General features: G+C 50.6%; 30 protein-coding genes and 5 tRNA genes. 8 read left to right on the top strand and 27 right to left on the bottom strand.

Translation table 11 applies throughout. The features are described 5' to 3' along the window. Positions 1–102: 102 nt before the first annotated feature. From mtnP to TON_RS00650, 4 genes are all read right to left on the bottom strand, one after another. A complete protein-coding gene (gene mtnP, locus TON_RS00665; protein WP_012571086.1) occupies positions 103–906 on the bottom strand; it encodes an S-methyl-5'-thioadenosine phosphorylase in 804 nt (267 codons plus the stop codon). Positions 907–946: 40 nt separating this feature from the next. Beyond that, on the bottom strand, positions 947–2,248 hold the full coding sequence (locus TON_RS00660) for a hypothetical protein (RefSeq protein WP_012571085.1): 1,302 nt from the start codon (positions 2,246–2,248) through the stop codon (positions 947–949). Positions 2,249–2,340: 92 nt separating this feature from the next. Further along, positions 2,341–2,550, bottom strand: a complete 210-nt coding sequence (locus TON_RS00655) for a hypothetical protein (protein WP_012571084.1) — start codon at positions 2,548–2,550, stop codon at positions 2,341–2,343. 85 nt (positions 2,551–2,635) lie between these two features. Then, positions 2,636–3,487, bottom strand: a complete 852-nt coding sequence (locus TON_RS00650; RefSeq protein WP_012571083.1) for a damage-control phosphatase — start codon at positions 3,485–3,487, stop codon at positions 2,636–2,638. Between the two features lie 419 nt (positions 3,488–3,906). On the opposite strand from TON_RS00650, the gene TON_RS00645 reads away from it, so the two are divergent. Genes TON_RS00645 through TON_RS00625 form a run of 5 tightly spaced genes read left to right on the top strand, consistent with a single transcriptional unit; the run spans position 3,907 to position 7,097 of the window. Then, positions 3,907–5,253, top strand: coding sequence for a signal recognition particle protein Srp54 (locus TON_RS00645; RefSeq protein ID WP_012571081.1), 1,347 nt, complete (start codon positions 3,907–3,909; stop codon positions 5,251–5,253). Next, entirely contained in the window at positions 5,250–5,489 is a 240-nt protein-coding gene (locus TON_RS00640) for an Lrp/AsnC ligand binding domain-containing protein (protein ID WP_012571080.1), read from the top strand. Before TON_RS00645 ends, TON_RS00640 begins: the two co-directional genes overlap by 4 nt. Before the next feature lie 4 nt (positions 5,490–5,493). Beyond that, entirely contained in the window at positions 5,494–5,994 is a 501-nt protein-coding gene (locus TON_RS00635; protein ID WP_012571079.1) for a YkgJ family cysteine cluster protein, read from the top strand. Between the two features lie 54 nt (positions 5,995–6,048). Next, the gene (locus TON_RS00630) at positions 6,049–6,765 is read left to right on the top strand and encodes a phosphoribosyltransferase family protein (RefSeq protein ID WP_012571078.1); all 717 of its coding nucleotides are present in this window, start codon (positions 6,049–6,051) and stop codon (positions 6,763–6,765) included. 5 nt (positions 6,766–6,770) lie between these two features. Further along, positions 6,771–7,097 (top strand): hypothetical protein, encoded by a 327-nt coding sequence (locus TON_RS00625; protein WP_012571077.1) that lies wholly within the window; start codon positions 6,771–6,773, stop codon positions 7,095–7,097. Here the strand turns inward: TON_RS00625 and TON_RS00620 are convergent. Then, the gene (locus TON_RS00620) at positions 7,083–7,535 is read right to left on the bottom strand and encodes an Lrp/AsnC family transcriptional regulator (protein ID WP_012571076.1); all 453 of its coding nucleotides are present in this window, start codon (positions 7,533–7,535) and stop codon (positions 7,083–7,085) included. The genes TON_RS00625 and TON_RS00620 overlap by 15 nt on opposite strands. A 67-nt stretch (positions 7,536–7,602) precedes the next feature. Between TON_RS00620 and TON_RS00615 the strand changes: the two genes are divergently transcribed. Beyond that, positions 7,603–7,680, top strand: a tRNA-Arg gene (locus tag TON_RS00615). Between the two features lie 416 nt (positions 7,681–8,096). After that, positions 8,097–8,852 carry a metallophosphoesterase family protein gene (locus TON_RS00610; RefSeq protein ID WP_048055011.1) on the top strand — a complete coding sequence of 252 codons (756 nt, stop codon included), beginning with the start codon at positions 8,097–8,099 and terminating at the stop codon, positions 8,850–8,852. Here the strand turns inward: TON_RS00610 and TON_RS00605 are convergent. Both TON_RS00605 and TON_RS00600 read right to left on the bottom strand, forming a co-directional pair. Further along, complete coding sequence (locus tag TON_RS00605) at positions 8,824–10,146, bottom strand: lipopolysaccharide biosynthesis protein (RefSeq protein WP_012571074.1); 1,323 nt, start codon at positions 10,144–10,146, stop codon at positions 8,824–8,826. The two genes, TON_RS00610 and TON_RS00605, sit on opposite strands and share 29 nt — an antisense overlap. 24 nt (positions 10,147–10,170) lie before the next feature. Next, on the bottom strand, positions 10,171–10,470 hold the full coding sequence (locus TON_RS00600; protein ID WP_012571073.1) for an FUN14 domain-containing protein: 300 nt from the start codon (positions 10,468–10,470) through the stop codon (positions 10,171–10,173). Positions 10,471–10,594: 124 nt separating this feature from the next. On the opposite strand from TON_RS00600, the gene TON_RS00595 reads away from it, so the two are divergent. After that, a complete protein-coding gene (locus tag TON_RS00595; RefSeq protein WP_012571072.1) occupies positions 10,595–10,921 on the top strand; it encodes a PadR family transcriptional regulator in 327 nt (108 codons plus the stop codon). Between the two features lie 98 nt (positions 10,922–11,019). On the opposite strand, the gene TON_RS00590 is transcribed toward TON_RS00595, so the two are convergent. The 20 genes from TON_RS00590 to TON_RS00500 form a co-directional block, all read right to left on the bottom strand. Continuing rightward, entirely contained in the window at positions 11,020–11,178 is a 159-nt protein-coding gene (locus tag TON_RS00590; RefSeq protein ID WP_012571071.1) for a 50S ribosomal protein L40e, read from the bottom strand. A gap of 58 nt (positions 11,179–11,236) precedes the next feature. Further along, positions 11,237–11,324 (bottom strand) — tRNA-Leu (locus tag TON_RS00585). 40 nt (positions 11,325–11,364) lie between these two features. Beyond that, the gene (rpsB, locus tag TON_RS00580; protein WP_012571070.1) at positions 11,365–11,970 is read right to left on the bottom strand and encodes a 30S ribosomal protein S2; all 606 of its coding nucleotides are present in this window, start codon (positions 11,968–11,970) and stop codon (positions 11,365–11,367) included. Between the two features lie 14 nt (positions 11,971–11,984). Next, the gene (locus tag TON_RS00575; RefSeq protein ID WP_012571069.1) at positions 11,985–13,010 is read right to left on the bottom strand and encodes a hypothetical protein; all 1,026 of its coding nucleotides are present in this window, start codon (positions 13,008–13,010) and stop codon (positions 11,985–11,987) included. 6 nt (positions 13,011–13,016) lie between these two features. After that, positions 13,017–13,190, bottom strand: a complete 174-nt coding sequence (locus tag TON_RS00570; protein WP_012571068.1) for a DNA-directed RNA polymerase subunit K — start codon at positions 13,188–13,190, stop codon at positions 13,017–13,019. Between the two features lie 21 nt (positions 13,191–13,211). Continuing rightward, positions 13,212–13,289 (bottom strand) — tRNA-Pro (locus TON_RS00565). Positions 13,290–13,305: 16 nt separating this feature from the next. After that, positions 13,306–13,503: a DNA-directed RNA polymerase subunit N gene (locus tag TON_RS00560; RefSeq protein ID WP_012571067.1), complete on the bottom strand. Its 198-nt coding sequence runs from the start codon at positions 13,501–13,503 to the stop codon at positions 13,306–13,308. Positions 13,504–13,536: 33 nt separating this feature from the next. After that, positions 13,537–13,944 (bottom strand): 30S ribosomal protein S9, encoded by a 408-nt coding sequence (locus tag TON_RS00555; protein ID WP_012571066.1) that lies wholly within the window; start codon positions 13,942–13,944, stop codon positions 13,537–13,539. 11 nt (positions 13,945–13,955) lie between these two features. Beyond that, complete coding sequence (gene rplM, locus TON_RS00550) at positions 13,956–14,384, bottom strand: 50S ribosomal protein L13 (RefSeq protein WP_012571065.1); 429 nt, start codon at positions 14,382–14,384, stop codon at positions 13,956–13,958. A 6-nt stretch (positions 14,385–14,390) separates the two neighbouring features. Continuing rightward, positions 14,391–14,753: a 50S ribosomal protein L18e gene (locus TON_RS00545; protein WP_012571064.1), complete on the bottom strand. Its 363-nt coding sequence runs from the start codon at positions 14,751–14,753 to the stop codon at positions 14,391–14,393. Between the two features lie 53 nt (positions 14,754–14,806). Continuing rightward, positions 14,807–14,894, bottom strand: a tRNA-Leu gene (locus tag TON_RS00540). A 1-nt stretch (position 14,895) separates the two neighbouring features. Next, positions 14,896–15,678 carry a DNA-directed RNA polymerase subunit D gene (locus TON_RS00535; RefSeq protein WP_012571063.1) on the bottom strand — a complete coding sequence of 261 codons (783 nt, stop codon included), beginning with the start codon at positions 15,676–15,678 and terminating at the stop codon, positions 14,896–14,898. A 28-nt stretch (positions 15,679–15,706) separates the two neighbouring features. Further along, on the bottom strand, positions 15,707–16,126 hold the full coding sequence (locus TON_RS00530; RefSeq protein WP_012571062.1) for a 30S ribosomal protein S11: 420 nt from the start codon (positions 16,124–16,126) through the stop codon (positions 15,707–15,709). Continuing rightward, on the bottom strand, positions 16,123–16,665 hold the full coding sequence (locus TON_RS00525) for a 30S ribosomal protein S4 (protein WP_012571061.1): 543 nt from the start codon (positions 16,663–16,665) through the stop codon (positions 16,123–16,125). Before TON_RS00525 ends, TON_RS00530 begins: the two co-directional genes overlap by 4 nt. 10 nt (positions 16,666–16,675) lie before the next feature. After that, the gene (locus TON_RS00520) at positions 16,676–17,125 is read right to left on the bottom strand and encodes a 30S ribosomal protein S13 (protein ID WP_012571060.1); all 450 of its coding nucleotides are present in this window, start codon (positions 17,123–17,125) and stop codon (positions 16,676–16,678) included. A 39-nt stretch (positions 17,126–17,164) separates the two neighbouring features. Beyond that, positions 17,165–17,251: transfer RNA gene (locus tag TON_RS00515), tRNA-Ser, on the bottom strand. Further along, on the bottom strand, positions 17,237–17,824 hold the full coding sequence (locus tag TON_RS10225; RefSeq protein WP_083757813.1) for a class I SAM-dependent methyltransferase: 588 nt from the start codon (positions 17,822–17,824) through the stop codon (positions 17,237–17,239). The genes TON_RS00515 and TON_RS10225 overlap by 15 nt, the downstream gene beginning before the upstream one ends. A gap of 115 nt (positions 17,825–17,939) precedes the next feature. Next, positions 17,940–18,140 (bottom strand): hypothetical protein, encoded by a 201-nt coding sequence (locus tag TON_RS00510; protein WP_048055010.1) that lies wholly within the window; start codon positions 18,138–18,140, stop codon positions 17,940–17,942. Positions 18,141–18,144: 4 nt separating this feature from the next. Then, positions 18,145–18,447 (bottom strand): hypothetical protein, encoded by a 303-nt coding sequence (locus TON_RS00505; RefSeq protein ID WP_012571058.1) that lies wholly within the window; start codon positions 18,445–18,447, stop codon positions 18,145–18,147. Between the two features lie 215 nt (positions 18,448–18,662). Beyond that, a complete protein-coding gene (locus TON_RS00500; RefSeq protein WP_012571057.1) occupies positions 18,663–18,965 on the bottom strand; it encodes a hypothetical protein in 303 nt (100 codons plus the stop codon). Positions 18,966–19,354 lie beyond the last annotated feature (389 nt).

Raw genomic sequence — 19,354 nt, 5'->3', positions numbered from 1 at the left:
TCAGTAAGGGTTACCACCAAAGGATTTTTAACCTTTCGTCAACCTTGGATTTAAAATGCAAGCACGGAAGATTTGATCAATGAAGAAAAGAGAACAGAAGAGTCACTCTCCGGTGGCACCCTTAAGGGCATCCTTACATCCACAGCGCCTCTCCTCAGGAATATACTTGATGGACTTCATGAGGAGGTACTTTATCTCCTCGCTCTTCTGGGCCATAAGCTCGACAACCTCGGTGTGGGTGAGCTTCTCTCTGCTTATTCCTGCCGCGAAGTTGGTGACTATCGCCACGCTGGCGTAGCACATCTCAAGCTCCCTGGCTAATGCCGCTTCGGGGCACTGAGTCATGCCGACAACATCCGCACCGAGTATTTTGAGTGCCCTTATTTCGGCCCTCGTCTCGAAGCGTGGGCCCTCCATGCAGGCGTAGGTTCCCGTTGGGTGGTATTTGAAGCCAAGTTCTCTAGCGGCAGTGATGAGAGCTTTCCTCAGCTCAGGGCAGTATGGATCAGTGAAATCGACGTGGGCGACGAACTTCCTGTCATGGGGACTCTCGTCTCCGTCATAGAAAGTGTAATGCCTAGTCTTTGTGAAGTCCATGAGCTGGTCGAGGATGACAAAGTCACCAGGTTTCATGGTCTCGTTGAGCGAACCAACTGCCGAAGTCGAGAGAATCCTTTCAACACCGAGTTCGTGGAGGGCCCAAATGTTCGCACGGTAGTTTATCTTGTGCGGTGGAACGCTGTGGCCTTCACCGTGCCTTGCCAGGAAAGCTATCTCCTCTCCGTTGTACTCCCCTATCTTCACCCTGACCTTCCCGTATGGGGTGCTGACCCATTCCTCTCTGACGTTCTGCAAAAGCTTCGGATCATAGACTCCAGAACCTCCAATAATGGCTATCCTCGGCATGGTATCACCTGAAGAAAGAAACGGGAGAGGCCTTAAAACATTAGTGTTTTTCCCAGATGATCTTCTGGTGTATAGCTTTCTCCTCGATGTTCTCCTCAAGCCTGCCTTCGGTCTGGAGCTCGAGGATTTTGGTGAGTATCTCGCTAAGCAACCAGGAGCCCCATTTGGAATCCTTAACTTCAAGGGCAGCATCGATGGCTCCGTCTATGTCCCCAACTTTGAGTTTCGCCACAGCAATGCTACCGAAGGCAAGGGAACGGAGATAATGACCCCGGACACGCTGAGCAAAGCTTAGTGAATCATCGAACTTTCCGAGTTTTGCCAGGTATGTAGTGACCTTAACGAGGAGAGCATCATCGTTTGTGCGATTGCCTATCTTCTTTATGAGAGGCTCGTACTTTTCATCCACAGGTTTACTGAGGAGTTGATCAAGAATAAAGCCGGTGATTTCCTCAAACTCCGAACCTTCCAGGGAGTCGATAAGGTGAGAAAGTATCTCCGCCCTATCCAAGGATGTCTCAACGATTCCCCTGAGGATAGACAGTCTAGCACTAAGGGAAAGTCTCTCGAGTATCCTCGCCACGAACTCGAGCTCCCCCTGGTTGCCTAGTCCAACGAGGAGCGATTTCAGAACGTCAAAGCCTGTCTCAGACGACATGCTGAGGGCTATCTCAACGAACTTTTCGTAGGTGGCCTTGGGAACGTCTGAGGTTTTCAGGTAAACTGCTACTTCCTTCATGGCTTCCCCTAGCCAGTACTCGCTCTTCAGCTCGGAGAGAATCCTGATTGCACTTCCAAACTCCTCCCTCTTGAGATGCTCCTTTATGGCTTCAATTGCACCTATCGAATGCCAAGGCTCGTCATCAATTTGTTCTATAATGAGCTTGGCCTTACGCATATTGCCTTTCTTGAGGTAGACGCGAAGTATTTTCAGAAGGAGGTCGTTGCGCTTTACAGTGTCATCAATGTCCGTGACGTAGAAGAGGGCATCATCAGTCATGTCCAGCTCTAGAAGCTTGATCGCCAGTTCCTCTAGAAGATCGTCCCGCAGTGGCAGAGGAAAGGCCATTATAGATTCGTAAGCCTGATGAAACACCTTCCGAGCTGTTTTTGAACCGGTCCTCTCGAGGTACGTCCCTATCTCCATCAATGCTTTAACCATCAGAACAGGGTTTTCAATAGAAGCCGTAGCAGTGAATGCGTACTTAAAAGCAGTTTTATATCCTGGGTTCTTGGCCCTGTGCATATAGTACCCTATTTTAGCGTAAGTGACCGCACGAAGATACTTGTCCCTAATATCAGAAGCTAATCTAAGGGCCTCACGATAAACATCCACTGGCATAATTTCCACCAGAGAGATTTATGATATCGGAGTATTTAATTATTTCCAGCATGTAGAACACAATGGGATATATCTAGTCAAAAAACGAAAGATCAGCCAAGTTCGTCGTAAACGACACCCACTACTTCACCATCGTCGAGGGACACGAAGCTTACCTTTGTCTTCTTACCGCTCTTAGGATCCACAACAACAAAATCCGGCTTTGAAAGGTACTTACTGGCAGGCATCTTCCAGACATCACCGTAATGGGCCCTGAGTTCCTTCAAAAATCTATCCGCATCACGTCTAATTACCGTTGTCACTGGTATCACCGTTTATATATACCACTTAAAAGTATAAAAAGGTTTTCTATAGACATTCGTTAAAGTTAATATCGACAATTGTCTATTACGCGCCCCTTATGCACACCAATGAACCCTGAGGAACATTCAACTCTCTGGAAATTGGCCTGCACTTCGCCTTAAGCAGGAAGAATATTCTCGAGTCCTTTAAATCGCTCAGCGTCTCAAAGTTTGCCTGCCCCTTCGCGATGACGACATCAACCTTTCTGAAAATCTCCTTGAATTCCTTGGATACATATTCCATGGGAGCCCCCGGAAGGCATGAGCCCGTGGAGACCACATTAGCCAGCTCTTCAAAGCCAGCTTCTCTCAAGTCTTCAACGGTTGCATCGTTGATTATCGGTCCCTCTTTGGCCGCAACGTATATAGTGAGCCCGGGGAACAGTTTTCTTATGAGCTCAAGGAACAGTTTGTCAAAGTAAATTTCCCCACAGTTATCGAGGAGGTACAGCAGGCTCTTTGCCCTCCCTAGCTCTTCAAACAGCTCATTGCTCTCATCCACGTAGAGCTCTTCTTCAGTCATACGGAGGATGTCCTCCCCTATCTTTTCGGGGTCGTAGCCGACCGCGAAGTCAATCACGTTACCAGCTATAGCCAGCTTCAGAGCCCTGCCAAAATCTTCTACGTCCCCAATATCAGTGGCAACCTTTGCTGCGAGTTCAGTAGAACGACGTTTGTAGTCCCTGAACGGATCATCATCTCCCAGAAAGCTGTAAAGTTCAAGGAACAACCTCCCGCCATCAGTTGCCGGCACAGAGCTTTCCTCAAAAAACTCACCAATTCTCCTGCCGAAAAAGACCATTGCTTCTCTGCGCTTTTTTAAATCCGGAGTGCTCATCTCAACTATTTTCTGGGCCTGATTTACAGCACATGCAATGCACTCGTAGTGAATCTTCATACCATCACCAAGGGAAATAGAAAAGGTTTGAACTTATAAGATCACTCCATGAGTCTCTCAACGTACTCGAGCTCCTCTGGGATGGGCTTCCTTTTCCTCTTCATCTCCCTCTCGAGCATGTACTCGTAGAGTGCGGTCATCCATATCATCTCTCTCACCCCCTTTTGGTCTCTCTAGTTTATACTAACTAAATTTCAGGTTTAAAAGCCTTATGAGACCTTGAAACTCCATAAATGCCCTTAGAATGTCTCTATTCTCCCAAAAAAGCAATGATGACGGTTTTTGATATTAAATGAACAAGATTGGACAGTTTAAAGGGATTTAACCGGGTCGTTTTTGCCAAAAGAATACATCAGAACGGGGAAAAGCAACCCAACCGTTTATAAACTTTGGAAACCCCATCACTACGGTGGGAGAAGATGGCCCTAGAAAAGCTTGGAAAGGCACTCAACAATGCCCTGAGAAAGCTCGCCCGTTCAAGCACCGTTGATGAGGCGACGATTAAGGAAGTAGTGCGAGACATTCAAAGGGCACTCATTCAGGCCGACGTTAACGTTAGACTCGTTCTCGACTTAACCAAGAGGATAGAAAAAAGGGCTCTGGAGGAAGAGCCTCCCACGGGAGTTTCAAAGAAGGAGCACATAATTAAAATAGTCTACGAGGAACTGACGAAGTTCCTTGGCACGGAAGCTAAGCCCATCGAGATAAAGGAGAAGCCGACGGTTCTGCTGACTGTGGGTATCCAGGGTTCCGGTAAAACGACCAGCATCGCAAAACTCGCCAGATACTTCCAGAAGAGGGGCTATAAAGTCGGTCTCGTATGTTCAGATACCTGGCGTCCAGGAGCTTACCAGCAACTCAAACAGCTTGTTGAACCCTTCGGCATAGAGGTTTTCGGTGATCCCGAGGAGAAAGATGCAATAAAGCTCGCAAAGGAAGGCGTCGAGCACTTCAGAGAGAAGGGCGTCGACATAATCATCGTGGATTCAGCAGGAAGGCACAAGGAGGAGAAAAGCCTCATAGAGGAGATGAAACAGATAAGCGCAGCCATAAAGCCCCACGAGGTAATCCTTGTCATAGACGGAACCATCGGTCAGCAGGCTTACAATCAAGCGCTGGCCTTTAAAGAGGCCACTCCAATAGGCTCAATAATTGTTACAAAGCTCGATGGTTCCGCCAAGGGTGGTGGAGCGCTCTCGGCGGTTGCAGCAACTGGGGCACCCATAAAGTTCATCGGTGTGGGCGAGAGAATTGATGATTTAGAGCCCTTCGACCCCAAGAGGTTCGTCTCAAGGCTCCTTGGTCTGGGTGACATTCAGGGCCTTCTCGAAAAATTTGAGGAACTCCAGAAGCAGCAGGAATTCAGGGAGGAAGACTTAGAGAAGTTCCTTAAGGGCAAGTTCAACCTCAAGGACATGTACGCCCAGCTTGAGGCTATGCAGAAGATGGGCCCGCTGAAGCAGATACTCCAGATGATTCCGGGAATGGGCTACTCCCTGCCGGACGATGCTGTCAGGGTTGGAGAGGAAAGGTTGAAGAAGTTCAAGGTCATAATGGACTCAATGACCGAGGAAGAACTCGAGCATCCTGAGATAATCAACTACTCAAGGATAAAGAGGATTGCCCGCGGTTCAGGAACGAGCATCCAAGAGGTAAGAGAGCTCCTTCACCAGTACAATCAAATGAAGAAGATGTTTAAGAGCATGGATAAAAGGAAACTCTCCAAGATGGCCCGCAAGTTTAACCTCGGGGGGTTTGGGCTATGATAGAAGCCTTCGTGCTAGTTGTTGTTAAGCCCGGGACTGAGGAAAAGGTCTACAACGCCCTGGCGGGGGAAAAACACATTAAGGAAATATACCGCGTCTACGGCGAGTACGACATAATCCTCCGTGTGGAGGTCGAGAACATAGGGGAGCTTGACAGGTTCCACGACGAAATACTCAGAAGAATAAGCAACATCGAGATGACCGAGACCCTCATAGCAAGCTCCTACAGGGGGTGAAGGCTTGGAGAAGAGGTGGGTCGCGACCATCCACCTCGACACGCTGAAGGTGGAGTACGATCCCACCTTTAAATTTAAGTGTGTTGAGAACTGTGGAAAATGCTGCTACGAGCTGGAGATTCCGATTCGGGATGAAGATATAGCCCAGATAGAGGAACTCGGCTACAACGCATGGGAATTCGTTGATTATGAGAAGATGTTCTACCGTGGGGACAAGTTCTTAAGCTACGCCCTCAAAAAGCGTCCCTTTGACGGAGGCTGCGTTTTTCTCGATCCAGGGACCCTGAAGTGTAAAATCTATAACCACAGGCCTCTAGCGTGCAGACTCTACCCTTTTGTCTTCGTGAAACATGGGAATAAAATGGAAGTCTACGTCAAGAAAGACTCCTTCTGCCCGGGTATTAACCATCCAGACGGAGAGCCTGTAACAAAGGAATTCCTCCTCAGAGAATATGGAGACGTCATAGAAGATTACCGCAGGAAAGTTGTGAACACAGGCGAGTAACCGAAACATATTTATACATTTTCTTGTTAATTTTTGGCCACCGGAGGTGAGAGAATGAGTCAGCTAAAGTCGGTTCAGGAAAAGCTCAGGCTTGTCAGGGTGCTCAGACTGCTTAAGAAAAATTACACTTACGAGGAGCTCTCTAAGATAACGGGCCTCCCCATTACAGTCCTCAACAGATACGTCAGGGGAAAGGTCCTTCCGAGCACTGAAAGAACAAGAGAGCTCCTGGAGCTACTGCTCCCTTATATAAACATCGAGGAGGAAGTTAGAAGAAGGATAAAATTCGATGAGTACGGCTTTTTCGACAACATGCCAGTTCTTAGCGACACGGCATTGATGAGCCTTATAGCGGAGGACGTTGCAAGCAGATACATGGACAAAAACGTTGACAAGGTTCTCACTGCTGCAACCGATGGAATAGCACTTGGTGTTCACATCGCGAGGGAGCTCAACGTCGATGTTGTATATGCCAAGAAGAAGAAAGAAGTCGGCGTCGAGAAGTTCTACGAGGTCAGTTACGTCCCAAGCGCTTCGGGAAGCGTTACGACACTCTATCTGCCACAGTGGGCACTCAAAAAGGGTGAAAATGTCCTCATAGTTGATGACGTCATTAGGAGCGGTGAGACTCAGAAGGCACTCCTAGGAATGTGCAGACAGGCAGGGGCGAAACCAGTCGGCATGTTTTTCCTCATAAGTGTCGGGGACATCATAGATCGCCTGAAGGAGGAGTACAACATTCCAGTGGAGAGCCTCATAAGGCTGGAGTGATCCAAATGAAGGTTTTAATCTACAACGTCGATGGCCTAACGATTCCCGTGGAGGTCGAGCCCGGCCTCCCCTTCACATTCCACTGCAGCATCGAGGAGTGCGGAAAAGAGATAGTCATTGAGGGAGTCGTGAAAACCGTCAACGAGGATGAATTCAACAGGGTTCTCGAAAACACGATAGCCGAAAACTCTGATTTTGAGAGAATAAGGGAGATAACGGCTAGAAACCTGATATTCGAGGGGGCTGTAAACGGAAAAGAGGTTAGACTTCCGGTGGAAAGCCTCGATGACTTCGCAAAGCGCTTCATGGAGGAGATCTTAGTCCTCCGTTAGTTTGAGCCTTAGGTCTTCTTTCACCACCTGCATGGCGACGCTCGTGTTCGTTTTTTCCACACCGTCCAGCGAGAGGAGCCACTTAACAAAGCGATTCATATCAGCCCTGTCTTTGAACTTGGCGATAACCACAATATCGAACTCACCGGTTATGTCGTAGACCATTATCACCCTGTCGTTTTCGGCAATCTGCCGTTCAATTTCGGTGATTTTCCGTCCCTGAGCTTTCACCCCGATGACGGTCGTAAGGCCGAAGCCAAGCTTCTCGTAATCGAGGATTGGTGCAAATCCTTTTATTATTCCCTCTTCCTCCATACGCTTAATCCGATTGTAGACAGTGCCAACGGCAATTTTAAGTTCGCGCGCTATCTCACGGTAGGAGAGACGAGCATTTTGCTGGAGCAGGGAAAGTATCCTGAGGTCGAGTTCATCCACCATCCTCACCACCGGAGAGAATAGACCGTAAACTTTAAATACCCTTCCCCTTGAGGGAATAGCGGGCAGTGGACCGGTAGCCTAGCTAGGATAGGGCGGCGGCCTCCTAAGCCGCAGGTCCGGGGTTCAAATCCCCGCCGGTCCGCCAGCACACTAAAATTCTGCCGATCAGAGTTTTATCAGGGTTTTCATATCGCTTTTAGAATGACCGTCTTTCAGTGGATTTACTCCCCAATTGCAAGTCTTATAGTGTTTCACTCATAGAAACCTCCCACTCACTCAATTTGGAGTTAAATCCACATTAAACTCCAGACTTACAAAGACGTGCAAACTCAATTCAGTCCGCTTTTACTGGCTAACACCTGATCAAACTTTGCGAGACAAAAAGCTAGAGGAGGTGAGAGCATGGTGGAGGACGCCCTCCTGCTCTACATAGCAAGTATAAACTCTGAGAAAAGACGTAAGAAGAAAAAGCGCTTCCTAATCTGAACCCTTCCGAAACCTTTAAATATTTTTCCGATTTTTAGTTAATTTGAGTAAGAAAAAAGTTGGGGGGTGATGGCCATGGTCTACGTAGCTGTTCTGGCAAACATCAATGGTAACCTTCCAGCACTCGCCAAGGCTCTTGAGAGGATTGAAGAGCTCAAAGAGGAAGGATATAAGATTGAGAAGTACTACATCCTTGGGAACATCATTGGACTCTTCCCATATCCAAGGGAAGTCCTCGACACTCTGGATGACCTCATAAAGAAGGACACCGTCAAGGTCATCCGCGGCGAGTTCGACCAAATAATTGCGGCAAGCGATCCCCACGCGGAAGGTCCGGACTACATCAATAGGCTCGACATTCCCATGCATATAAAAGTGGCCCTCAAGCACACATGGGAAGTACTCGATCACGAGGGGAGGGAATTCATCCGCGACCTGCCGGTATACCTTGTGGACAGGATCGGCAAGAACGACGTCTTCGGAGTCTATGGAAGTCCCCTGAACCCGTTCGAAGGGGTCGTTCTTCCAGACCAGCCGACGAGCTATTATGAATCTATAATGAGGCCCGTCAAGGACTACGAGATATTGCTCGTCGCCTCACCGAAGTACCCAGTGAATGCTATGACAAGATACGGCAGGGTTATCTGCCCAGGAAGTGTGGGCTTCCCACCTGGAAGGGAGCACAAGGCAACCTTCGCCCTTGTTGACGTCGATACACTTCACACCAAGTTCATAGAAGTAGACTATGACAAGAAGCTCGTCGAGGAGAGGATAAAGAGGGAAGGCCTCCCAGAAGAGCTCATTAGGATTCTCTACCACGGAAAAATTTGAGCAGACCCAGGATCTCTTTAACATCTTTTCTCCCATAGGCTAAAAAAGTGAGGAATCCAATTAGGAGTGCAATTTTTGACAGAAAGATCAGCGACTGGAGGGCAAGGGCAACGATGAGGGGACTGTATATCCCCCAAGAAATTCCAAGCAGTTTGCGAGAGTAGTGGGCGGAGCCAATAAGTATAACCCAGTATCCCAAAAGAAGGCCAAGCATAACGCCGATCGAACCGGAGAGAGGTATAAGATAAAGCCACGAAAGGAAAGAAATAACCGCACCAAGAAGTGCAACAATCGTCCCGTTTCTCACGTAGGCCGTCGAATTGAGGGCAACTATGCTCGGGTTGTAAGAAATGTAAACTTCCATCGCCATCAGGGCAATGTAAAAAGCCGGACCAACATCAAAGCTGAAAAAGAAGGACAGAACCTCCCTACCAAGGAGCATGAGAACAAATATTGCCGCACCAGTTACTAGAATTAAAAGCCTTGTTGTCTTCTCAGCTAAAAACTTGATGTACTCATTCTCATTCTTTCCATACTTATAGGAAAAGAGAGGCATTATAGCAGACTGAAGCACCTGGGGAAGATAAGTGAGCAGGAATGCAGCCGAGAGAACCGCAGAGACTTTTCCTGCTACTTCAGCCCCTGCGAGGTATTCGCTCATGAAGTAAGGTCCCTGAATGAGAAACACACCCGAAAGCGTGCCGAGAAATGCAAAGGATGAGTAGGATAGGAGAAGCTTAAGTTCACGCTTTCTGGGCCTTCCTATGAGGTTAAATTTCACCAAGTAGACAAGGGCAAAAGCAGAGATGAACCCAAGAAAGAGCAAGTAGGGAGCAAAGACATCATGCACCAAAAAGCCTGTCAGGAAGCCCAAAAAGGCGAGTGTTATTAAATAGGCGTAGTGCTCACCGCGGTGGATGCCATAGAGGAAGTTCCTTATAGTAAGCTGTATCCCTCTAAAGACCGCCAAAAGGGAGAGGTAAACGTTAAACGGAAGCAACAGAAGACCAGCCAACGGGAGGAGAAAAGAGGGAAGCGTGATTGAACGAACGGCCTCCTCCCTGTTACTTCCAAGGAACTCCGATGCATACTTCCCGAGGGCAACCGCAAAGAAGCTCAGGGGAATCGCCAGAAAAAAGGCCTGCGAAATCAGGGAGTTTGCCCGACCGAGCTCTTCAACACCAAACCTCCTGGAGACGATTACATTGTAAAGAAATCTGCTGATTCCCGTCAGTCCCAGGGCAATTATCGATGCCAGTGAATGTCTCAGGAGAACGCGGCGCTCGTAGCTCATGGATAAAAGATAGGAGTGAAGAATTTAACCTTTACTGAAGCCTAGGTAAAAGCCAGCTATGAATGCACCGGTTCCAGGCAGAATCCCAAGGACTTTCTGGCCAAGGGACGCTATCTGGGCCGTTAGGTCCCCAGTGAGGTTGAAGAGTTTGTCGGTGTTTATTGTTATCACTCCCTTCTGCTGAAGCCAGAAGAGGCTGAGCAGGTAGGCGCCTATTAAGGCCATCGCCAACTTCATGACTTTTTTGACAGCAAATCCTGTCAGAAATCCTGCTATTCCACCGACACCCATATCCCCAATCATGGCATTTAGGTTCAAATCCATTCACACCACCACTGACACCTACATCAATAGAAGATAAAACGTTTTTGCCCAAAACGTTTAAATTAAACGACTTCAAAATATTTGTAGATCATAAAAGTTTTCATAAAAGTTTGGGAGTGGGAGCATGACGAGCCCCATGGAGAGACTCAAAAATAAGATTACCAAAGAGGTTCTGTGGCTCTACATCCTCCGCCTGCTCAGAGAGAGGCCAATGTACGCCTACGAGCTGAAGGAAAGGATAAAAGAGGCGTTTAATTTCGAACCAGCAACCGTTAGCTCATACGTTGTCCTCTACAAGCTGGAGAAGGACGGCTACGTAACAGCGGAATGGCAAGAGAGCGAAACCGGGAAGCCCTCAAGGAAGTACTACAGGCTCACGCCTGAGGGGGAGAAGCTCCTTAAAGAGGGGATAGCTTTTCTCGAGCAGATGCTCTTGAAACTCAAGGAATAAATGCTTTTCTCAAAATTTCTCAAATCTCCCTGGCATCTAGTGCCAATGAAATATCGAAGAAAAGCTCCAAATGGAGAAATACAAGAGGGCTAAAGCCCTCAGCGTCCCATTCCACCGCGCGGCTCCCTAGCCTTCGGGCGAAGGCCCTTGTAGCCGCACTTCCTGCACTTCTTTGCCTTCCACGGGTTAGTGGCACCGCAGCGCATGCAGATGTACTTCCTAAATATCCTGGCCTCAGCCTCCGGGAATCTCGCCATCGTAATCACCCCATGATCTTGAATCCAACACACCTATTCCTTCTCACTTTTAAAGCTTTGGTGCGGGGGACGGGATTCGAACCCGCGCAGCCCTACGGCAGCGGATCTTAAGTCCGCCCCCTTTGGCCAGGCTCGGGCACCCCCGCGCGAGGGAGAGTAAATTGGGGAAATTAAAAAGCTTTGCCCTCAGGTTCTGACTATGCGCATCTCGAAGTCCTCAACCGGAACCTTGAAGTCCTCCCTGCTCTCTATCTCCTTCCTGTTGTAGAGTATCTCCCTAGCGAGGATCCAGTAGATGAGCGCGAGAGCCTTCCTACCCTTGTTGTTGGTTGGAATGGCAACATCGACATAGCTAAGGAAGTTCTCGGTGTCGACGAGAGCAACTATCGGAACGCCTATCTCAATGGCCTCCTTCATGGCCTGGTGGTCTGCCCTCGGGTCAGTGACTATGAGAACGTCTGGCTCGAAGAAGTTCTTGACCTGGGGGTTGGTCATGGTTCCCGGAAGGAAACGGCCCGGTATGGCTCTGGCGCCGGTAACCTCGCCGAACTTCTTGACTGGCTTCTGGCCGTAGAGCCTGACGCTCACAGCGAGGATACTCTCCGGATCAAACTTGGCGAGGAACTTGCCGGCAATCCTAAGCCTCTCGTCAGTCTTCCTGACGTCGAGGACATAGAGGCCGTCCTGCCTAACGCGGTAGATGAACTTTTTCATGTCCTGGGTCTTCTGCTGGGTTCCGATGTGGACACCGGCAGCAAGGTACTGGTCGAGTGGAACGAGGTATTCCTCCATTCTTCACACCTCCTTCATCCTTCAAAGGTTATTATCCTACCTCTTTCGCCCAAATCTTCGGCGATTCTTATCAGCTCGTTCAGCTTGGCGATGGAATCCTTCCTCAGGACCATCGCCGGGCATCTCAAACCCACCGCAAGGTGGGCCAGTGCCTCGTCGGAGGACTCGTAGAGAGCCTCCGCGAGGATTGGAGTAATTCTCTCCGACTTCGCGTCGTTCACAAGGTTGTATAAGTCGGTGAGCGTGCCCAGATTGATAGGCTTTATGGACAACGCATTATAGTAGCGCCTGTCGAGTATGTCCTTCTCGCGGAAGAGGTGCTCGCCGTCCACGAACACCTCGTGAGTGCCAGCTATTAGCTCGAGGAACAGCTCTTCGTCGCCGATAGGCTTTATGTAAGCTATGTTATTGTCCTCGACGATTGAGAGCACTTCTTCGGTCTCCATTGGCCTCTTCTGGACGAGACCGAGCGCCACCTCAAGGCCAAGCTCATCACCAGCTTTTTCAGTGGCTTTTGACAGAGCCTCAACAGTGCTGCCCTCGGCGTTCTCAAGCACTTTTGTAGCCGCATCGACCACGTCGGTTATCTCCATGAGGTCACGGACCATAACGTAGTAGTCGAAGTCCTCACCGTTGGCTATCTCGAGGATTGGAACGGGCAGTTCAGTGGTGAAAGTTCCACCGATGTAGCTGTAGAGGGGCATCCTCTTGACACTCGCCGCAGCTTTGGCAACTGCTATCGAGACGGCCAGAGCTGTGTTGGCACCAATGTGGCTGAAGTCCTCGGTGCCGTCTATCTCCCACAGGTAGCTGTCTATGAGCTCCTGTTCGCTCGCGTCGAAGCCTATCAGCTCGGGCCCTATTATCTCGTCGACCTCGCTGACAGCCCGATGGGCCTCAGCTATATAGAGGCTCGGGTTCTCGTCTATCGGAGCCGCGAAGCGGCCGAAGCCCGAGCTTGTAATAACGTCTACCTCAACGGAGTACTTCCCGCCCTTGAGCACCGCGACCCTGCCGATTACGTTCTCTATCACCGTCATCTCTCATCAGCTCGGCCTTATTACGGTGAGCGGTATTATGCCCTTCTCGAACTCGAGCAACGCGGCATCGAGCGGCGTGATTCCTTCCGGAACGTCTATGAGTATGGGCGCACCCATCGCTATCTGGAGGGCCCTCGCCCCCACAATCCTCGCCCTTTCAAACCTCGTGTACTTAAACATTCCAACCACCCGTGCAAATTTTGGTGGGGCCGCCGGGATTTGAACCCGGGTCTCCGGCACCCCAAGCCGGGAGGATAGACCAAGCTACCCCACGGCCCCCCAGAAATGCGGTTTTTCAGTACACCTTGTAAACCATTACCTGGTCGATGAGCTCGACGTGGCTCAGCAGGGTTCTCCTGCAGCAGTACCTCTCGACCCCGAGGTCATCTAGGACCTTCTCGGGATCCTCGCCCTTCTCAACGCGGGCCTTAAACTCATAGTATTTGTCGCCTATTACCTTTCCACACGTGAAGCACCTGACGGGAACTATCACCCGTATCACCTTCTCAAATGAATATTAAAGGGGTCAGCGGTAGGACTTCTGCCTCTTGGCCCTCGGACCCTTAGTGGAGCGGTTGGGCTTGTGCGGCTCGGTTCTTCTGCTGTCTCCGACGAGCATTGTCCTGTCGTACTTCATAAACTTTTCCTTGAGGTTCATGTCGTTTGTCCACTCCACGAGAGCCCTGGCGATGGCAACGCGGGCAGCCTCTGCCTGACCCATGAAGCCGCCGCCCTCGACCTTGACGTCGATGTCAACCTTGCTGACGATCTCCTCGCCGGCAAGGACGAGAGGCTCCATGATTGTGAAGCGCGCAATTTCTGGCTCGATTATCTCAACCGGCTTGTGGTTGATCCTGACGCGACCCTTTCCTTCCCTAATGGTGGCCCTCGCAACGGCCGTCTTCCTCTTTCCAGCAGTCTGGATGACCCTCATCTTCTCTCACCTCAGAACTTTCCACCGAGGAACTTGGCGACCTCGCCAACGGTAACGTACTTGGGTGTGGCAAGTTTCGACATATGGGCCTCGCTTATAGTCTCAAGCTCCCTGCCCTCGAACTCCTTCGGAATTCCAACGTAGACCTTAAGCCTCTTGAAGGCCTTCCTTCCGCGGTCGGTCTTCCATGGAAGCATGCCCCTGACGGTTCTCCTGACTATCTCGTCGCTCCTCTTGGGATAGAACGGACCCTTCCTTGGGTTGGTCCTGGTTCTCAGCTCGGTTCTCTGCTTGTACTTGGCGAAGATGTCCTCTCTGTTGCCGGTGATGATGGCCTTCTCGGCGTTAACTATGACCACTTCCTCGCCCTCAAGGAGCATCTTGGCAACCTTCGAGGCGAGCCTTCCAAGTATGAGTCCTTCAGCGTTAATAATCCTCATGGCCCATCACTCCATTATGATTACTCCACTTCCCTTCGGGTTTCTCTCAATGAGCTCCTCAATCGTGATGGCCTCTCCACCGGCCTCGGTTATCTTCTTCTTAGCAGTCTCGCTGAACTTCCACGCCGCAACGACGACCTTGTGCTCGAGCTTTCCGGCTCCAAGAACGCTTCCCGGGACGATGACAGTGTCGCCTTCCTTGGTGTAGCGGTTGATCTTGCTGACGTTCACTTCAGCCCTCTGCCTCCTAGGCCTCTCAAGACGCCAGGCAATGTCCTTCCATATCTTAACTCCTTCCTCGTTCGACTTCTTTCTGAGGTAGCGGATGAGCCTCCTCAGGTTAATGTCGGTTGGACCGGTTCTCTTCATGAGCATTCCTCCTTCACAATTCTCGCACCGAGGGACGGGGTGAGCGTGAATTATGGTGCGGGGGCGGGGATTTGAACCCCGGAACCCCTACGGGACGGGACCCTGAATCCCGCGCCTTTGACCAGGCTCGGCTACCCCCGCGTCAGTCCGCTAATTTATGGAGTTCGCTTATAAATCTATCGCTCTTCCTCATGAGGATTTTGAGGGCTATGGTGACGATTTCCTCAACGGGGAGCTCTCCATTGCTTTCCACAGTAAAGACGAACGTATTGGGCACTACCTCTTCCCTAATCTTATCGCCCTCGTACGGCTCAAACTTCCTCGGAAGGTAGAAAGCCTTCGTGGTAGTTATGACGAGCTCCTCGTCGGTCTCCTCAACGGGCAGACCGCGTTTCTCAGCCAAAGCCTTGAGCTCCTCCCAGTCTGGAACATCTTTGCTCACGTGGATCTTCGTGAGGTACTTGTAGTAGACGAAGCCCGGCTGCCACTTGGCGTGGTCCTTTCCGCGACCGAGCTTGGCATAAGCGTTCAGCGTGAGATTCTGGCCTTCGGCCAGCTTGACTATCGGTATGTTCGGGTTAGCCGGCTTAACTCCCTCGTCGTCGCTCTTGAGGTCACCAGAGTAGACCATACCCGGCCCCTCTGCCTCGAGAGAGAGGGTAACGGTGTAATCGTCAAGCTCGAGGGCATCGAGGGAAAACCTCTCCACCGGAGTGGTGAGCGGAATCATGGCCAGCCTGTGGGCAATTATCTCGTCAAACAGGGCGGAATCGTTCTCGAAGAACTCAACCTCGTCAACCGCAAAGGTCGGAACCTCGGCTAAGATGGTTCTCCTGAGGGCGTTGGCGAATGGAATATCAATTCCCTCAACGATGAACTTAATCGAGTCCTCCCTTTTCTCAAGAATGCGAAACTTTGGCTCCATTTGCACCACCAAAAAAGAAGTTGTAGGGTCAGACACGCCTACCCCTTCTTCCGCCCTTCGGCCTAGTGCCATCGTGCGGAATCGGGGTGACGTCCTCAACCCTTCCTATCCTCAGGCCGGCCCTAGCGAGGGCCCTGATGGCTGCCTGGGCACCCGGACCGGGGGTCTTGCTCTTGCTTCCTCCCGGAGCGCGGACCTTGATGTGAACACCGACGAAGCCCTTCTCCATGGCCTCCTCGGCGGCCCTCTTGGCGGCAATCATAGCCGCGTAGGGCGAGGGCTCGTCCCTGTCAGCCTTAACGACCATACCGCCGCTCCACCTGGAGACGGTCTCGGCCCCGGTGAGGTCGGTAATGTGGATGATGGTGTTGTTATAGGAGGAGTAGATGTGGGCAACGCCCCACTTCTCCTTCTTCTTAAGGTTAACAACCTGCTGTTCCTCGCTCATGAGGCCTCACCTTGCTTAGCCTGTTCGATAACCATTCTCTCGGGGTGGCTCTCCTTCGCGAAAGGAGAGGTCTTGGAGTAGGTTATGGTGTCTTCCTCCTCCTTAAGGACGAGATAACCCGGAGAGCGGATTATCTGGCCGTTGACCTCGATGTGGCCGTGGACTATGAGCTGCCTGGCCTGCCTGATGGTCCTGGCGAGTCCCTTCTTGAAGACAATGGTCTGAAGGCGCCTGTCGAGGACATCCTCAACGGTAAGGGAGAGAACGTCATCCAGGACGGCATCGGCCGGAAGAAGGCCGAGCCTGTTGAGCCTCTGGAGGAGCTGGGCCCTCTCGATCTCAGCCTGCTTGCCCCTCGCCGCAAGGAGGCGCCTGGCTCTACGCCTGAACTCCTTGAGCTGGGTCTCGTGGCGCCAGAGCTCCTTCTTGTTCTTGAGGGCGTACTTCTTCATGAGCACACGCTCTCTGTCAAGCCTCTCCTTAATCCACGGGTGAGAGGGAGTCTCGTACTTCTTCCTCTGCCTCTTAGGGTCTCCCATTTACACCACCTCACTTCTTTCTCCTTCTCACGCCGACAGTGGTACCGTGCCTGAAGTTCGACCTAGTTCTCTGTCCCCTGAGCGGCAGTCCGAGCTCGTGCCTTATGCCGCGGTAAGCCCTGATTCTCCTGAGCCTGTTGATGTCCTCACGCCAGGCCATGACGAGCTTGGCGGTGATAAGGTGCATGTCCTTACCGGTCTCATAGTCCTTTGGCCTGTTGACTGCCCAAGTCGGGATTCCATGGGCGACCGGATCCTCGAGGATCTCCTCAATCTTCTTGACCTGCTCGTCGGTCAGGTAACCGGTCTTCATGTACGGGTCAATCCCTGCAACCCTGAGCACCATGGTAGCGAAGTTTATCCCTATGCCCTTGATGCCCGTAAGGGCCCATCTCAGCTGCTTATTTCCGTCCAAATCAACTCCCGCTACACGGACGATGTGTCTGAAGTTGTCCGTCATTACGAATACACCTCCATATCAATCCTTCAGAGAGGATTTTGGCGCCGGGACGGGGATTTGAACCCCGGTGTCCATACGGACACGGGCTCTCAAGGCCCGCGCCATCCCAGGCTAGGCGATCCCGGCATACACGCGGTAACCGCTCCCCTTTGCCAGCTCTCTCACTTCGGTGAAGTGCTCCTCCATTAAACCCTTAATATATTTTGCCCCCTGCTTTGTCTTGATAACAAGTTGCAGGAGGCCTCCATCGTTGAGATGCCGGGGAGCATTTATAACTATTTCCCTCAGGATTTCCTTTCCCGCGTGCACCGGGGGGTTAGTGATGATTGTGTCGAACTTTTCGCCCCTGACGGGCTCATAGAGGCTTCCCCACCTAACCTCGGCGTTTCTAACGTTGTTGATTTTTAAATTTTTCCTCGCTATGCTTACCGCCCGTCTGTTCACGTCGGTCATGACGACGTATTCAACAAAACGAGAGGCAACGATCCCTATCGCACCGTAGCCGCAGCCGAGGTCGAGGACACGCCAGTTCCCGTCAAGTATCATACTCTCTATGAGCAGTTCCGTTCCTCTGTCGAGTTTCCCGAAGGAGAAGACTCCACTGGCCGTTATGAATTTAAAGCAGTGACCCCTAAGGCAGACCTCAATGGTCTTTGTCTTGAGGGGAACGTTTGGCTCTTTGGAGTAGTAGTGGCTCATGTGCAGGGATAAGAAAAGGGGTTTATAAAGATGGGGATGCACACGAACTCAATGTCCTGTCTCCCCGAGAAGGATTCTTCCATAAAAGTTCACTAAACACCACTACTAACCAATGTCATGACCTCGATGAAGAGCCGAATAGCTTTCCAGCCCTAGATAGCCCAAACCCCACGACACTCCACCCCACAATGAATCCTAGATAGACCACCATAGGAAATTCTTGTTCCATGCCCTTTGATAATGCCAATAATCCAATAGCTCCACCAATTGCTCCTAGCAATATCCATAGCACAAACCCTCCTTTGGAGTTAACCATGGGATCACCTCCTCAAACGAGCTCTGTTTTCTTTTTTCCTCATTTCTACGAAGAGTTCAAGGAGAATCAACAGGGCAACGCCGATTATTGCCAGATACTTAAGCACGTTCTCCCACAGTGCGAATATCGATGAGAACATCGCAACGAGGCCCGTCAGCTTTATTGATTCCCCTTCTCCCCTAAGGCTGAGCACGTAGAGAAATAATGACACTAATCCAATGACCAGCGGCAATGCTTTGCCCCCATACAGACCATAGACCACTACAACAACCATGAAGGGTACGGGAACCATCCACACCGCTTTCATGAAAGCTCATCCCCAAGTTTCCTCCTAATCCACAGCCTTGGTGGTAGTGTTAGCAGGCTCAGGACGAGGGAATATAATCATCTTGACCGGCCGGAAGGTCAGAGTTCGAGTTCATCCACCATTATCCATAGCCAAAAACAAAAAGACGAATATTAGGAACGTCCTCAAAAGCTCCCCCTCGAGTATTTTGTCTATGTAACCACCCCCAGGTCTTTTCACCCTATTATGAGCAACGCCGACATAACGATTATGATCCCAACCACGGAAAGCTTGAGCTTTAACAATGCGCGTTTCCTTCTTTCCTCCATGATTTTTGAAACCAACTTCTCCTCAAGTTCTCGCCGGTATTTCTCCACATCCTCGGGGAGCTCATCCTCCGAAACAGTCTTGAGGTCGCTCTTCCTGAGCACGAATGAGAACGTCTTAGGCCTCCTAAAGTACTCAACCAGTCCTGAGACCAGCAACCAGAGGGAAATTCCGAGCACCGCTCCCAAGAGATACCCCTCTATAGTAGGCATGGGTATCACCTTACGGATGTCGGCGTTTGTGAATAAGCCTTAATCAATCCCTAATTACTCGCGATATGCACAGACTTCCTATCCATTAAAGTTCCGCATATAGCCGCAAATAACGCGGACTTCGCAAATACCGGTGCTAACCAAACCCAGTGAGAGTCGTTACTAACGATTCCCAAGCTAATAATGCCCCGAGCATTGTTATAGCCATCACACTCAGATAACCGGCCGAATAACATGTTTGTGCCGTTCTATTGCAACTTTTCCTGATACCCCCAAGGATGCCCTCGACTGCCATGATTATCAAATGCCACCAGAGCAATTAACCCCCGAACACTCGCGGGATCACCTCACTTTGGCTAATAAAAATTAAGCCTTCACCATATATAAGA

The organism is Thermococcus onnurineus NA1 (assembly GCF_000018365.1).
Classification (GTDB): Archaea; Methanobacteriota_B; Thermococci; order Thermococcales; family Thermococcaceae; genus Thermococcus; species Thermococcus onnurineus.
The sequence above is the reverse complement of the archived record's forward strand: the minus strand, read 5'-3'. Positions and strand labels throughout refer to the sequence as shown.

What these genes read in the sequence shown, in the direction of transcription:
- mtnP (WP_012571086.1), bottom strand. Translation starts at nt 906, where the DNA reads ATGCCGAGGATAGCCATTATTGGAGGTTCTGGAGTCTATGATCCGAAG.
- TON_RS00660 (WP_012571085.1), bottom strand. Translation starts at nt 2,248, where the DNA reads ATGCCAGTGGATGTTTATCGTGAGGCCCTTAGATTAGCTTCTGATATT.
- TON_RS00650 (WP_012571083.1), bottom strand. Translation starts at nt 3,487, where the DNA reads ATGAAGATTCACTACGAGTGCATTGCATGTGCTGTAAATCAGGCCCAG.
- TON_RS00645 (WP_012571081.1), top strand. Translation starts at nt 3,907, where the DNA reads ATGGCCCTAGAAAAGCTTGGAAAGGCACTCAACAATGCCCTGAGAAAG.
- TON_RS00640 (WP_012571080.1), top strand. Translation starts at nt 5,250, where the DNA reads ATGATAGAAGCCTTCGTGCTAGTTGTTGTTAAGCCCGGGACTGAGGAA.
- TON_RS00630 (WP_012571078.1), top strand. Translation starts at nt 6,049, where the DNA reads ATGAGTCAGCTAAAGTCGGTTCAGGAAAAGCTCAGGCTTGTCAGGGTG.
- TON_RS00625 (WP_012571077.1), top strand. Translation starts at nt 6,771, where the DNA reads ATGAAGGTTTTAATCTACAACGTCGATGGCCTAACGATTCCCGTGGAG.
- TON_RS00620 (WP_012571076.1), bottom strand. Translation starts at nt 7,535, where the DNA reads ATGGTGGATGAACTCGACCTCAGGATACTTTCCCTGCTCCAGCAAAAT.
- TON_RS00610 (WP_048055011.1), top strand. Translation starts at nt 8,097, where the DNA reads ATGGTCTACGTAGCTGTTCTGGCAAACATCAATGGTAACCTTCCAGCA.
- TON_RS00605 (WP_012571074.1), bottom strand. Translation starts at nt 10,146, where the DNA reads ATGAGCTACGAGCGCCGCGTTCTCCTGAGACATTCACTGGCATCGATA.
- TON_RS00600 (WP_012571073.1), bottom strand. Translation starts at nt 10,470, where the DNA reads ATGGATTTGAACCTAAATGCCATGATTGGGGATATGGGTGTCGGTGGA.
- TON_RS00595 (WP_012571072.1), top strand. Translation starts at nt 10,595, where the DNA reads ATGACGAGCCCCATGGAGAGACTCAAAAATAAGATTACCAAAGAGGTT.
- TON_RS00590 (WP_012571071.1), bottom strand. Translation starts at nt 11,178, where the DNA reads ATGGCGAGATTCCCGGAGGCTGAGGCCAGGATATTTAGGAAGTACATC.
- rpsB (WP_012571070.1), bottom strand. Translation starts at nt 11,970, where the DNA reads ATGGAGGAATACCTCGTTCCACTCGACCAGTACCTTGCTGCCGGTGTC.
- TON_RS00575 (WP_012571069.1), bottom strand. Translation starts at nt 13,010, where the DNA reads ATGACGGTGATAGAGAACGTAATCGGCAGGGTCGCGGTGCTCAAGGGC.
- TON_RS00570 (WP_012571068.1), bottom strand. Translation starts at nt 13,190, where the DNA reads ATGTTTAAGTACACGAGGTTTGAAAGGGCGAGGATTGTGGGGGCGAGG.
- TON_RS00555 (WP_012571066.1), bottom strand. Translation starts at nt 13,944, where the DNA reads ATGAGGGTCATCCAGACTGCTGGAAAGAGGAAGACGGCCGTTGCGAGG.
- rplM (WP_012571065.1), bottom strand. Translation starts at nt 14,384, where the DNA reads ATGAGGATTATTAACGCTGAAGGACTCATACTTGGAAGGCTCGCCTCG.
- TON_RS00545 (WP_012571064.1), bottom strand. Translation starts at nt 14,753, where the DNA reads ATGAAGAGAACCGGTCCAACCGACATTAACCTGAGGAGGCTCATCCGC.
- TON_RS00535 (WP_012571063.1), bottom strand. Translation starts at nt 15,678, where the DNA reads ATGGAGCCAAAGTTTCGCATTCTTGAGAAAAGGGAGGACTCGATTAAG.
- TON_RS00530 (WP_012571062.1), bottom strand. Translation starts at nt 16,126, where the DNA reads ATGAGCGAGGAACAGCAGGTTGTTAACCTTAAGAAGAAGGAGAAGTGG.
- TON_RS00525 (WP_012571061.1), bottom strand. Translation starts at nt 16,665, where the DNA reads ATGGGAGACCCTAAGAGGCAGAGGAAGAAGTACGAGACTCCCTCTCAC.
- TON_RS00520 (WP_012571060.1), bottom strand. Translation starts at nt 17,125, where the DNA reads ATGACGGACAACTTCAGACACATCGTCCGTGTAGCGGGAGTTGATTTG.
- TON_RS10225 (WP_083757813.1), bottom strand. Translation starts at nt 17,824, where the DNA reads ATGAGCCACTACTACTCCAAAGAGCCAAACGTTCCCCTCAAGACAAAG.
- TON_RS00510 (WP_048055010.1), bottom strand. Translation starts at nt 18,140, where the DNA reads ATGGTTAACTCCAAAGGAGGGTTTGTGCTATGGATATTGCTAGGAGCA.
- TON_RS00505 (WP_012571058.1), bottom strand. Translation starts at nt 18,447, where the DNA reads ATGAAAGCGGTGTGGATGGTTCCCGTACCCTTCATGGTTGTTGTAGTG.
- TON_RS00500 (WP_012571057.1), bottom strand. Translation starts at nt 18,965, where the DNA reads ATGCCTACTATAGAGGGGTATCTCTTGGGAGCGGTGCTCGGAATTTCC.